The organism is Streptomyces spororaveus (assembly GCF_016755875.1).
Lineage (GTDB): Bacteria > Actinomycetota > Actinomycetes > Streptomycetales > Streptomycetaceae > Streptomyces > Streptomyces spororaveus.
In genome coordinates, this window is sequence record NZ_BNED01000005.1 from 532,428 (window position 1) to 545,220 (window position 12,793).

Genomic DNA, 12,793 nt, shown 5'->3' on the forward strand with positions numbered 1-12,793 from the left:
GACGACACGTGACTTGACGACCGCGGGAAGGAATGCGTGCCGGTGCGGCACCGCCTACGCGCCCTGCGCGGACCGCCGTTCGGTGAGGCTGCCGTAGAGCTCGGGGCGGCGGGTGCGCATGAGGCCGAACTCCAGCCAGTCGCGGCGCTGGTCGAGGTCGAGGTCGGCGACGAGGACGGCGGGCCGGTCCCGGGGCGCGCGGAGCATGACGCGGCCGTAGGGGTCGGAGATGAAGGAGGAGCCGTAGAAGGTGGAACGGCCCTCGGTGCCGACGCGGTTGGGCACGATGGCGAAGAGGGCGTTGGCCAGGCCGTTGGCGGTGATGGCGTGCTCCCACAGGGGCCGGGTGTCGAAGTCCGGCAGGTCCACCTCGGAGCCGATGGCGGTGGGGTGTACGAGGATCTCGGCGCCGGCCAGGGAGTAGGCGCGGGCGAGTTCCGGGAACCACTCGTCCCAGCAGGTGGGGAAGCCGAAGCGGGCCCCCTCGTGGGTGACGACGGGGAACCCGCTGTCGCCGGGGCGGAAGCACAGGTCCTCGCGGTAGCCGGGGAAGGCGGGGATGTGGTTCTTGCGGGTCCGGGCGATCAGCCTGCCGTCGGAGTCCACGCAGACGGCGGTGTTGTAGCCGAGGCCGCCGTCCTCGGCGCGTTCGTAGAGGGAGGCGTGGACGGTGATGCCGAGCTCGGTGGCGAGTTCTGCCGCGAGAGCGGCGGTGGGGCCGGTCGCCGCGTCCTCCAGCCAGCGCTCGGCGCCGTCGGCCATCGGGTCGTCGGTGTTGCAGAAGTAGGGGCTGCGGGTGAGCTCGGGGAGGCAGACGACCGTGGCGCCCTGCCCGGCGGCCAGGGCGACGCCCTCGCGGAGCCGGTCGTCGTGCTCGGCCGGGTCGGCGTACCAGCGCATCTGGACGAGGCCGACGCGCAGCGGTTCGCGTTCGCCGGGCTGGGTGCGGCCCGGGGAGCCGAGCGGTGATCCGAAGGAGGTGAGGAGCGCGTACGAGGTCACGGGCGGGCTGCTTTCGGAGTTCTGACTGAAATTTCAGTCAGGATGCGGGATACGGAAGGATCGGTCAAGGGGCGGTCCGCGCGGTGCGGCACGGGGGGCGGTGCAGTGCGGCGGACAGGCCGCGTCCGGCAGCGCCGGAACGTTCCGGCAGGACACGAATGTAGACCTTGCCGGAACGTTCCGGCAAGGTCGGACGGAACGTCTAGAATGCGGGGCGTGACCCCACCCGCCGTGACCCTGCTCGATGTCGCCCGCGCCGCCGGCGTCTCCAAGAGCACCGTCTCCGACGCGCTCCAGGGCTCCGGACGCGTCGCGGAAGCCACCCGGGACCGGGTCCGGGCGGTCGCCGAGGAGCTGGGCTACCGCCCCAACAGCGCCGCCCGCCGGCTGCGCCGCGCCAGCACCGGAGCCGTCGGCCTGCACCTGCCGCAGACCGCGACCCGGCTGGACTACTACATGAACCTGGCCTTCGGCGCCGTCCAGCGCGCCCAGGAGGAGGGCCTGGACGTGGTCCTGCTCGCCCCGGCCGGCGGGGCCTCCGGCCCGCTCGCCTCCCGGGTCGACGGCCTCCTCGTCATCGACCCCGAGGTCGGCGACAGCGCCGTCCCGGGGCTCCTCGGCTCCGGCGTCCCCGTGGTCACCGGCGAGCGCTACCTCGGCCCCTCCCCCTCCCCCGCCGGCGCGGTCGTCTGCGACAACGCCGCCTCGCTCACCGCCCTGCTCGACCACGTGCGCGACCGCGGCGCCCGCCGCCCCGCCCTCCTCGCGCCCGAGCCGGCCTCCGCCTGGGCCGAGGCCCTGCGTGGCGCGGCGGCCGCCTGGGGCGCCTCGTACGGGACCGAAGTCGCCGTGCGCACGGTCCCGTTCGCGGCGACCGCAGCCGACACCGAGACCGGCACCCGGCGGCTCCTCGAAGCCGACCCCGGGATCGACGCCGTGATCTGCGCCCCCGACGGAGCCGCCCCCGGGACCCTGCGCGCGGCGACCGTCCTCGGCCGCACGGTCGGCGCCGACCTGCTGGTCGCCTCCTGCGTCGACGGCGCCGCCAACCGGAGCGCGGACACACCCGTCACGGCGGTCGACCTGCGCCCGGCCGAATACGGGCGGGCCTGCGCCGCGCTCCTCTGCGACATCCTCGCCGGCCGCGCGGAGCCCGGCACCGTCCGCCACCACACCTGGGTCCTCGAGACCAGGCCGTCCACCACCGGATCCCGGGGGTGAGCACACGCCTCAGTAGGTGTCGTCCGGGCGCAGCTCGATGTGGTCCGCGGCCAGGTCGACCGCGACGCGGTGTTCCATGCCCAGGGCCTCCAGGAACTTCGGGGGGAGCTGGACGCGCCCGGAGCGGTCGAGGACGACGTACTCGCGTTCGCTGATCGATTCCTCGCCGTGCTCGTCGGTGACCAGGCGGCGCAGGACCTCGCTGCTGGTGCGGCCGTCGCGGATCGCCACGGTCCGGCGGACCTCGCCCGCCACCATCGGGTCGTGCGTCACGATGACCACCGTCACGCCGAGTTCCTTGTTCACGGTCCGGAAGGTGTCGAAGACGGCCGCGGCCGTTTCCGAGTCCAGTTCGCCCGTGGGTTCGTCGGCGAGCAGCACCTTGGGGTCGTTCGCCATGGCCACGGCGATCGCGACACGCTGCTGCTGACCTCCGGACAGCTCCGCCGGGCGCCGGTGTGCCAGGTCGCCGATCCCGAGGGCCTCCAGGATCTCCGCGACCCTGGCCGCACGGCGTGCGCCCGCACCGCGGCGGGGACCGTCGGCCTTCAACTGCATCGGCAGGGCGACGTTCTGGGCGGCCGTCAGGAAGGGCAGCAGGTTGCGGGCCGTCTGCTGGAAGACGAAGCCGACCGCCTCGCGCCGGTAGCGCAGCCGGTCCCGCGCGGACAGTTCCAGCAGGTCGTATCCGGCGACGGCCGCCTTGCCGGCCGTGGGGACGTCCAGGCCCGCCAGGATGTTCAGGAGGGTGGACTTGCCGCTGCCGGAGGCGCCGACCAGGGCCATCAGGTCACCCTGGTCGACCGTCAGCTCCAGCCCCTGGAGGGCCTGTACCTCGATGCCGTCCTGGCTGAAGATCCGGACCAGGCGGTCGCAGGCGATCGCGGCGTCCGCCGCCGGGGTGCGCGGCTCCGCGGCGGCCGTCGCCCGGCGGCGCAGCTCCTCGTACGTCGGCTGGTCGGTGTTCAACGCTGGTCTCCCGCTCTCAACTCGGTGGTGATCTGCCGTCGCCCGGATGTCGCCGCCTCCACGAACACCGCCGCGGCGACCAGGGCGGCGAGGCCCAGGGCCTGGGTCAGTACGGGTCCCGCCGTGAGCCGCACTCCGTCCGGCACGCGGGTGCCGACCAGCGTGGACAGGTCGATCGCCGGGCCCAGCAGGGCCACCGCGGCGGCCGCCACCAGGGCCCCGCCGAGCGTCGCGGCCAAGGTCTGCGGCAGGGTCTCGGCGAGGATCAGCGCCACGCCCTGCCTGCGGCGCAGCCCCATGGTGCGCAGCCGGGCCAGCAGCGCCGCGCGTTCGGGGACGGTGCGCATCAGCGTCAGCAGTACGGCCAGCAGCGCGAAGCCGGCCGCCCCGGCCACCGAGGCCCAGAAGAGGCGCTGCGCCGACCGCTGCAGCGGATCGGAACCCAGCTGGGCGACGGCATCGGCGCTGGTGCGCACGGGGTACACCTCGTCGACCGGGGCGGGGCCCGCGACGGAACCGGAACCAGGGATCGGAGCCGGCGCAGGCGCCGGGGTGGACGCCGCCGACGCCGCCGGGAGCTTCGACCTGACCAGGGCGCGCAGCCGGTCCCCGTCCACGTCACCGACGCCGAACCACCGGTTCGGATGGTCGGCTCCGCCCATGAGGGCCGTCGCCGCGCCCGTGGGCAGGACGACGGTCGCGGCGTCCCGGGCCGGATGGGCCGGAGTGCAGTCGAGCACGCCCGCGACGCGTACCCGCAGCTCTCCGCCGTCGCCGGGCCGCACCGTGTACGTGCCCTTGGCGGCCTGCCGGGCCAGGCCCGCGCTGAACAGCGCGGGTACCGGGGCGTCTGCGGACTGCCCGTCGCCGCCGGCCAGCAGGGCCGGGTCGAAGGAGCCGCAGCCGAGGACACGGGACAGTTCCGCGTACGCGGACGGATCGGCGGCGACCACGGTGACCTGGGTGGATCCTGCCGGGGTGCCGACTACGGAGGAGTCGTGGTCGATCCACAGCGGTACGGAGGTCCGCACGCCGGGCAGCTCGCCCGCGGCCTTCGCGAGTCCCTGCGGGAGCGGGGACTTCCCGTACGCGGAGATCACCGCGTCGCCCCCGACGGCGAGCCGGGCCACGCCCAGCCGGGAGGAGTCCACGGACTGCAGGACGGCGGCCCCGAATCCTCCGGTGGTGATGGCGATGAGCAGGGCGACCATCGGCAGGACGGAGGGGCCGGTGCGGCCGCGGCCCGGCGTTCCGGTTCCGGTGGCCCCCGAACCGCGGGCGGCCCGGGCCAGGCCCAGGAAGCCGACCAGCCCGGAACGGCGGCCGGCCGCCCGGGCGAGCCATCCGGTCACCACGGGCTGGAGCCGGGCCAGCAGCAGCCCCCCGCACAGGGCGAGCAGCAGCGGTGCCGCGATCAGCAGCGGGTCCGGGTCACCGCCGACCGGGCCGACCCCGCGGCGGCGGACCGCCAGTACGGCGGCGGCGGTGGCGATGAGGACGAGCAGCTCGGCCACGGGCCTGCGCCACCGCCCGCCCGGGCGGGCCGGGGACAGCAGTACGGCGGCCCTCACCGGGAAGGCCAGCAGCGCCAGCAGGGCGACGGCCGCGGCCGTGATCAGTGCGGGTGCGAGCCGGGGTGTGGGCAGGAGGAGTACGGCGAGTGCGGTGGCGGCGGCTGCCGCCGGGAGCACGGTGACGGCGCCCTCGCCGACGAGGCGGCCGACGATGGCGGCGCGGGAGCCGCCCCGTGCCAGCAGCAGCCGCAGTTCGGCGTCGCGGCGGTCGGCGGCGAGCGCGCCGGCCAGGCACAGGACGACGAAGGCGACCCCGCCGATTCCGGCGGGTCCGATCAGGGCGAGCGGTGCCGCGGCCTGGGTGCGGACGCGGGCCTGTTCGAACTGCTCGGGCAGCCAGGAGGTGGTGTGCAGCCGCGCGCGGCCGGTTTCCCGGGTGAGGGCGGCGGCGGTGGGGCCGGCGATGTAGGAGGCGATCTCCCGGCTCGTGGCGTCGAGCCGGTCCGCCCGCAGGCGGCCGACGTCCACCGGGAGCCGCCAGAAGTCCTCGGCGGTGCGGCTCCAGTTGGCCATCCGGTCGAGGTCGCCGGTGCCGACCAGGCCGTCGACGTCCCAGGCGAGGTTCTCCCCGATGTAGTTCTCGCAGGCGCGGGCGAGGCACCCCAGGTTGTCCGCCCAGAAGTCCTCGGTCCCGTCCAGGGGGGTGTACAGGCCGACGACCTCCACGGAGGGGGTGCCGTCGACGCGGGGTGCGCTCTTCAGGACGGATCCGACGCGGGCGCCGAGGGTCTCGGCGGCGGCCTTCGAGAGGACGATCTGCAGGGGCGGCGGTTCCCCGGCGGCGCCCCCCGGGGCGGCCACGGGTGTGCTGCCCGGCCAGCGGCCCTCCACCATCTTCACGTGTGCCTCGGCCTGGCGGACGTGCAGCAGCGCCATCCTGGGCGGGAAGCCGGACGGGCGGGACAGCTCCGGGTTCTCCAGCGACTCCCGCTTGGTGGTGCGCGTGCCGTGGACCACGGAGTCCGCCTCCACGTGGAAGGTGGAGCCGGTACGGGCGAGCAGCTGGTCCATGGTCCCGTCCAGGGCGCCGGTGGTCTGCCCGGTGTCCGGTGCGGGAGCCGTCACCTGCAGGCTGGTTCCGGCCGCGCCGCTGCGCGCCAGGAAGGACCGCAGGGCCTGGTCGGCGCCCCGGTCCTGGGCCCGTGGCAGGGCGGCGGCCAGCAGGACCGCCACGAAGGCCAGCGCGGCGCCGAGTACGGTGCCCAGCCGTGCCGCGCGCAGCCGGGTCCTGACCCAGGGCGCGGGCCGCGTACCGGAACGCGGGGCAGCCGCGGACGGCGGCGGGGTGGCGGACGGCGGCGGGGTGGTCACATCTCCTCCACGGGGCGCAGCCGGGCGGCGATGTCGCGGCCCCGGGGGCCGCTCAGCGCGGCCGACAGCAGGGGAACGGCGGCGATGGCGGCGACCGTCAGCAGGGTCTGCCAGACCGGCATGTCCACCTGTACGGGTGGGAACGGCCGCCCGGCGGTGGGTGTCAGCACGACCAGGGGCGCCATCAGATGGACGAGGGCGACCCCCAGACCGGTCCCTACCGCCGTCCCGATGACGATCAGTACCCCGCCCTCGGCGGCGGACGCCCAGGCCAGCGAGCGGCGCGGGGTGCCGAGGGCGAGCAGGACGGAGAACTCCCGGCCGCGCACGCGCCGTTCGGCGGCGGTGGAGGTCGCGAAGCCGATGGCCGCCAGGACCGCGCACGCGGCGGCGAGTGCGGCCAGCGCGCTCTGCGGGCCCGCGCTCAGCGGGTCGTCGAGCAGCCGCTCGGTGATCTCCTCGCGCAGCTGGACGCGCTCGATCCGGGCGCCGTCGCGCAGTTGGGCGGCCGCGCGGGCCGGGACCGGGTCGGCGGCCGAGTCGGCGGGCAGCCACCACTCGGTGGGTGAGGCCGGCTGCCGGCCGGCGGATTCCAGCAGGAACCGGCCGAGCACGTGCAGGTCGACGGCGAGCGCCGAGCGGCCGGCCACGGGGAGGGAGTCCACGGAGGCGGTGATCCGCATCGGGACGGCCGCGCCGTCCAGCGTGACGGGGACCGTATCGCCCACGGAGGCGCCCAGGGATTTCAGGTAGCGGGTGGTGGCGATCGCCGGGACGGTGGCGGCCGGCGGCGCGGCGGGCGCCGGGAACAGGACCGTGTTGACACCCTGCTGGGTGCCGAAGCCGCCCCAGTAGCGCAGCCGCAGCACGTCCGCGGAACCGGCGGGGACCGGGGACAGCTGGGGCACGCGCGAGGAGCCGGACCCCTGCGGGGGCGACGGCTGCCAGCCGCCGGTGGCCGCGGGGGCGGGCGCCGCGGCGCCGTCCGCGGTGTCGGAGGCCGCGACGCGGTGCACGGTCAGTTCGCTGCCGTCGCCGGGGAGGTCGCTGTCCCCGGCGTACGAGAGGCGTATCCCCGCCAGGGTCAGCGGGGTGGCCGCCGATCCGACGGGGGCGCCGGTCAGCGCGTCGAGGGGGAAGGACAGGGTGGTGTCGCCGGTTGCGGGCAGGGTGACCGAGGCCGTCCCGTAGGCCGCCCCGAACCGGTCGCGCAGCAGCAGGCTCACGGCGGCCCAGCTCGTCCCGGAGGCCCGGACCGACACGTCGAGGTCGATCCGCCGCGGGGAGCCGGGCAGGGTGACACCGGGGCTCACGGGGGCGGCCGCGGCGCCCGCGTCACCGGTGGCGAGCGGGGTGAACAGTTCCCGCATGCCGTGCCCGCCGCGCAGGTCCGCGCGGAGCGGCACGCGTTCGCCCGCCTTGACGGCGTCCAGCGCGACGATGTCGGCGGGGTTCCCGTCCGGCAGCTTCTGCTCGCGGCGGGCCACCGGTATCAGGCGGTCCCCGCCGGGCAGGGCCGCGTAGCGTCCGCCCTGCCCCATCGGGGACATGCTGCTCCCGGAGATGCGCAGGCCGCCCGCGGCCGCGAAGTCGGCCTGGTCGCGCTGGGACGCGGACCACGCGCTGTGCTGGCCGAGGGCGAGGATCCCGCTGGCGACGGCGAGGACGAGCAGCAGCACGGGCCCGGTGGCCCGGCCGGGCCGTCGGGCGAGCTGCCAGCCGAACAGGGCGGGGGCCAGGCTCCGGCCGCGTGCCGCCAGCCGTCCTCCGGCCCGCGCCGCGAACGGCAGCAGCCGCAGGACCAGCAGCGTGCCTCCGCACAGGGCGAGGGCGGGGGCGGCGACCAGGACCGGGTCGACACCGAGCCCGCCGGCGGAGGCGCCGGCCGCGGGGGCGTCCGTACCGCCGTACTGCGCGAGCTGCTGGTAGCCGAGCACGGCGAGGACCACGACGGCCAGGTCGACGCCGGAGCGGGCGGCGCCCGCCACCAGGGCCTGGCGGCTGCCCACGCGGCGCAGTACGGCGGCCGAGGCCCCGCGCAGGACGGAGGGCAGGGTCGTCAGCAGGACGCAGGCCAGGGCGCAGCCGCCCGCGACCGGCCAGACCAGCCAGGTGTCCGGGATCTCCAGGTGGACCCGCCCGAGTGGTCCGAACCGGCCGAACAGGCGCAGCAGGGGTGGTGTGAGCAGGGGTGCCAGGACGGCCGCGGGCAGGGCGAGCAGCAGGGACTCGGTCGCGGTGAGCGCGCCGAGGCGGCGGCGGGAGGCGCCGCGGGCGGTGAGCAGGACCCGTTCCGGTTCCTGGCGGACGGTCAGGATGTGGGAGACGAGGAGCAGCGCGGCGGTCGACAGCACGGCGAGCTGGAGCGCGCCCATCAGCAGGGTGGAGCGGGCGACGACCGTGCCGGCGTTCAGCTCGGCCAGCAGTGCGGGCAGTTCGGTGGCGGCCCGCAGCGAGCCGGCGCGTTCGAGGGCGACGCTCGCGGGGTCGGTCGCGGTCCGGACGGCCTCGGCCTCGGTGGCGCGGACGGTGCGCAGGTCCGGGGTGAGGAGCGTGAGGCGGTGGTTCTGCAGGAGGCCGCCGGTGGTGAAGGCGCTGTCGTCCACCAGCAGCGGGCCGTATATGGCGAAGGTGTCGGCGTGGACCTCGCGGCCGCCGAGCGGGTCGAGCCGCCAGTACGCGGCGTCCGGATCGGCTGCCCGGTACACGCCGGTGACCAGCACGTTCAGCGGCGGACCGCCGAACCGGTCGTCCAGCCGGACCGGTGCGGGCAGTGCGGACTCGGCCAGGCCGAGCCGGGTGAGCGCGGCGCGCGGCACGGCCACCTGGGTCGGCGTCGCGGAGGTGCCGGTCCCGGCCGCCCCGGCGGGCGCGGCCGGTGCGGCGACCGGCCCGGGCCACTGTCCGGCGAGCAGCTGTACGTGGTCCTTGCCGAGCGCGGTGAGCAGGGTCAGGTCGGCGTCACGGCCCGAGGCGGCGACGCCGGGCAGTCCGTACGACCGGCTGCGGGCCACGCTCTCGGAGGCCACCGGGAGCCGCCCGAACACCGTGTCCGCGAAGGCGCGTACGGACGCGTCGTCCTTGGCCCGGGATTCGGCGGGATGGCCACTGGTGATCACGACGGTGGTGCGGGGCTGTTCCGCCCCGGTCAGGGCCCGCCGGAGCCCTTCCTCGCCCACGCCACGGGTGAACGCCGTCAGCGCGGTCAGAGTGGTCGCGGTGATCAGTACGGTGAGCAGCACGGCGACGGCGAGCGGCCATCGCCCGCGCAGTCGGCGCACGACGAAGCCGAGCACGTGTTGAATTCCTCCCCCGTCCGGACCCTCGGTACCGGATAGCGGACGATGCTGTCAGATCCGGGCGAGAGAGGGAAGGGGCTTGCGTGATTGGTGCGACGGATGCGCAAATGCGATCAGAAGGCTGCAGCGGCAGCGTGTGCGGGACGCGGGGCCGGGCACCGCGCCCGGCAGGCGGACCATCGGACCAGCGGACAACTCGACGGGGGAACAGACGCGATGAGCAATCACCAGGAACCGGCGACGGTCGCGACGCGGGAACGTCGGGAGGGTGACGGCTCGCCCATCGTGGTCGTCGACGACGTGCACCACAGCTTCGGCAGCGGACCGCAGGCCGTCCACGCCCTGCGCGGCGTGTCCTTCGAGGTCCGCCGCGGCGAACTCACCGCCCTCAGGGGCCGGTCGGGCTCCGGCAAGACCACCCTGCTGAACCTCGTCGGCGGCCTCGACACCCCGACCGGCGGCCGGATCAGCCTCGACGGCACCGATCTGGCCTCCCTCGACGAGCCGGGCCTGCTCGCCCTGCGCCGCGACCGCATCGGCTTCGTCTTCCAGTCCTTCGGCCTGATACCCGTCCTGACCGCCGCCGAGAACGTGGGCGTCCCGATGCGGCTGCGCCGTGTCCCCGCCAAGGTGCGTGAGGAGCGGGCCCGGACCCTGTTGGCCCTGGTCGGCCTCGCGGACCACGCCGAGCAGCGGCCCGGTGAGCTCTCCGGCGGCCAGCAGCAGCGTGTGGCGGTGGCCCGCGCCCTGGCCAACGACCCCGACCTGATCATCGCGGACGAGCCGACGGGCCAGCTCGACTCGGAGACCGGCCGTTCGGTCATGGAGCTGCTGCGCGCGGTGGTGCGCAGTGAGTCGGTGACCGTCCTCGTCGCCACGCACGACCCGAACCTGATCGAACTCGCCGACCGGGTCGTGGAACTCCGTGACGGCCGTATCGTCGGGAGCGGGTCATGAACCGAGCGCGTCTTCGCCGGTCTGCTGCCAGTACGTGACCGTCAGCGCGCTGTCGTAGTGCACACCGGCCGCCGGGAGGGACGGGGTGGCGGACGCGCCGCCGTCGCTCCTGGGCGTCGGGCCCTGGAAGGCGATCGTGAGCCGGTGCCCGGTCGTCCCGCCCTCACCGCTGCCGTCGGCCGCGGACAACAGGGCCGCCGCGTAGCCCGACCGGCCGGGCGCGAGGGACACCACCGCCTGGGGCTTGGTCTCCTCCCGTGCGGCCGGCGCCCACTGCATCTCGTCGAAGCGGAGCAGCGGGTAGTAGGTCAGGTCACAGGTTTTCGAGCCGGTGTTCTTCACCGTGATCAGCATGTGGTTGAGCGGACGGGAGACCGGCTGGACGGTGACGGCGGTGTTGGAGCCGTTGCACAGGACCCGTCCCCCTTCGGCCGACCGGGCCGGGGCGGCCGAGTTCTTCGCGGAGCCCGGGGCCGAGGTCACCGGAGCGGCCGAAGCCGCCGGAGTCGCCGGATCGGCCGGAGTGGCCGGAGTGGCCGGAGCGGTCGGAGCCGCCGAGGCCGGGGCGGAGGCCGGGTCCGGGGTGGCGGCGGCTCCCCCGTCCTTGAAGCCCGTGCCGTCCTGGCACGCCGTGAGGACGAGCGCGGCAAGTGCAGCGGCGGCCGCACCCGCCAACCGCCGGAAGGTGCGGGGACGGGGCGTACGGACGCTGCTCGCGCTGGGGGCACTGGGGAACGTGTACATGACTGACGGCCTCTCATAGGGCATGCCCGCGGGGCCCGGTCGGGTCGGAACCGGCCGCCGGGAGCGGTGTGCTTGGATGGCCTGAGCCTGTCCGGTGATCCGTCCCAGCCGCCACAGCCACGGGGCGTTCAGGAATGCTGGAATGCCGGAACAGGCCCTGAGCTGCGCGAACAACCTGATCCTGGGATGCGGGACGGGACACGGGGTGGGAGGAACAGTGCCGGAGGACACGGCTGAGTCCGGGTTCGCCGTACTACTGCGGGAGTTGAAGGACCGCTCCGGCCACAGCTACGGAACGCTCGCCAAGCGGCTCCACATGAGTACGTCGACCCTGCACCGGTACTGCAGCGGTGAGGTCGTCCCGGCGGACTACGCACCGGTCGAGCGGCTCGCCCGGCTGTGCAAGGCCTCGCCCGCGGAACTCGTGGAGCTGCACCGGAGTTGGGTGCTGGCGGACACCAACCGCGGCCGCAAGGCGGCCGGTACGGACGCCGTGGCGCGGGCGGCGGCCGCGGAGGAGCCGGAGCCCGCCGCTCCGCTGCCCGCGGCGCCCGTCTCGGCCGACGCGGTGGACCCTGCCGACCTGGCGGACCCGTCCCAGCCCGCCGACGCGCCGGCTGCGCCCGACTCGCCCGACGAGCCCGACCGGCCCGGCCCCGCCGACGCGACCGTGCCGACGCGACGGCGCCGCCTCCCCCGGGCCGCCCTGGCCGCGGTCGCCGTGGCCGCCGTCGCCGCCCTCGCCGGGGCGCTCGTGCTCGATACGGACCGGCAGCCGGCCGGGGACGACGTCCACGGCGGCCCCGTCGGCGCCGCGCCCTTCGCTCCCGGCGAGGCGCGTACCGACGACCGGGCGCCGGAGTCCGCGGAGCCGTCCGCCGCGTCCTCCGCGGAGGCGTCCGCCGAGCCCTCAGCCTCCGCCGAGCCGTCCGCCGCGCAGCCCTCGGGCTCCCCGCCCGTCGCCCCCGCGGCCGGGAGCGGTCCCGGCGCGCCGGTGAAGGTGAGCGCCCAGCCCCACACCTGGCAGTCGCCCTGCGACCAGCAGTACCTCATCGGAAAGCCGCCGGCCCAGGTCAGCCCGCCGCCCGTGGAGCGCGACGCCCCGGCATGGGTGGCGGCGGCCGGTGCCGTGCCCGCCGGCGAGCAGTACGTCACGCTCACCCTGCAGGGCGCGGGCAAGGACACGGTGGTCCTGGACGGCCTGACCGTGCGTACCGTCGGCAAGCGGACGCCCCCCGCCTGGAACGTCTACGCCATGGGCTATCCGGGGGTCGGCTGTGGTGCCGGCGTCCCGACGCGCTCCTTCACCGTGGCCCTCGACGCCGCGCGCCCGGCCGTCGTCCCGGAGGCGGACCAGCCGGGCTTCCCGTACAAGGTGTCCGAGTCCGAACCGGAGGTGTTCCACATCAAGGCCGACGCCTCGGCCTACGACGTGACCTGGTACCTGGAGCTTTCCTGGTCCAGCGGATCCCGGCACGGCACGCTCAGGATCGACCACAACGGCAAGCCCTTCCGTACCAGCGGCCACAACGGGCGGCCCGGCTACGAGTTCCCCCTCGGCGGCGACGGATGGGTCAGGGCGGGGACGGGCACGGGCACCGGCACCCGTTCCTGAGCCGACGGCCGCAGGGCGTTGACCAGGAGCGACCGGGCGCGTACCGGGAGCGCACGGAGCACGCCGTCCCGGAGCGGTCCCGCAGGATCGCCCCTACGATG

Annotated in this window: 8 protein-coding genes; 3 read left to right on the forward strand and 5 right to left on the reverse strand. The window is 75.6% G+C overall.

What is annotated here, in order from left to right; all coding sequences use genetic code 11:
- Positions 1-54 precede the first annotated feature (54 nt).
- Positions 55-1,002, reverse strand: coding sequence for a nitrilase-related carbon-nitrogen hydrolase (locus Sspor_RS05085; protein WP_237403675.1), 948 nt, complete (start codon positions 1,000-1,002; stop codon positions 55-57).
- 216 nt (positions 1,003-1,218) lie between these two features.
- Between Sspor_RS05085 and Sspor_RS05090 the strand changes: the two genes are divergently transcribed.
- The gene (locus tag Sspor_RS05090) at positions 1,219-2,223 is read left to right on the forward strand and encodes a LacI family DNA-binding transcriptional regulator (RefSeq protein ID WP_202197963.1); all 1,005 of its coding nucleotides are present in this window, start codon (positions 1,219-1,221) and stop codon (positions 2,221-2,223) included.
- A 9-nt stretch (positions 2,224-2,232) separates the two neighbouring features.
- Here the strand turns inward: Sspor_RS05090 and Sspor_RS05095 are convergent, their stop codons facing one another.
- From Sspor_RS05095 to Sspor_RS05105, 3 genes are read right to left on the reverse strand one after another with little or no spacing between them, the layout of a single operon-like run.
- Positions 2,233-3,192, reverse strand: coding sequence for an ATP-binding cassette domain-containing protein (locus Sspor_RS05095; RefSeq protein WP_202197964.1), 960 nt, complete (start codon positions 3,190-3,192; stop codon positions 2,233-2,235).
- Entirely contained in the window at positions 3,189-6,077 is a 2,889-nt protein-coding gene (locus tag Sspor_RS05100) for a hypothetical protein (protein ID WP_202197965.1), read from the reverse strand. The genes Sspor_RS05095 and Sspor_RS05100 overlap by 4 nt, the downstream gene beginning before the upstream one ends.
- Positions 6,074-9,373, reverse strand: a complete 3,300-nt coding sequence (locus Sspor_RS05105) for an FtsX-like permease family protein (RefSeq protein WP_202197966.1) — start codon at positions 9,371-9,373, stop codon at positions 6,074-6,076. The genes Sspor_RS05100 and Sspor_RS05105 overlap by 4 nt, the downstream gene beginning before the upstream one ends.
- 219 nt (positions 9,374-9,592) lie before the next feature.
- Here Sspor_RS05105 and Sspor_RS05110 point away from each other — a divergent pair, with 219 nt between their 5' ends.
- Positions 9,593-10,333 (forward strand): ABC transporter ATP-binding protein, encoded by a 741-nt coding sequence (locus tag Sspor_RS05110; protein ID WP_202197967.1) that lies wholly within the window; start codon positions 9,593-9,595, stop codon positions 10,331-10,333.
- On the opposite strand, the gene Sspor_RS05115 is transcribed toward Sspor_RS05110, so the two are convergent.
- Complete coding sequence (locus Sspor_RS05115) at positions 10,328-11,077, reverse strand: DUF4232 domain-containing protein (RefSeq protein WP_202197968.1); 750 nt, start codon at positions 11,075-11,077, stop codon at positions 10,328-10,330. The two genes, Sspor_RS05110 and Sspor_RS05115, sit on opposite strands and share 6 nt — an antisense overlap.
- A 142-nt stretch (positions 11,078-11,219) precedes the next feature.
- Here Sspor_RS05115 and Sspor_RS05120 point away from each other — a divergent pair, with 142 nt between their 5' ends.
- Positions 11,220-12,692 (forward strand): helix-turn-helix domain-containing protein, encoded by a 1,473-nt coding sequence (locus Sspor_RS05120; protein ID WP_202197969.1) that lies wholly within the window; start codon positions 11,220-11,222, stop codon positions 12,690-12,692.
- Positions 12,693-12,793: the final 101 nt, after the last annotated feature.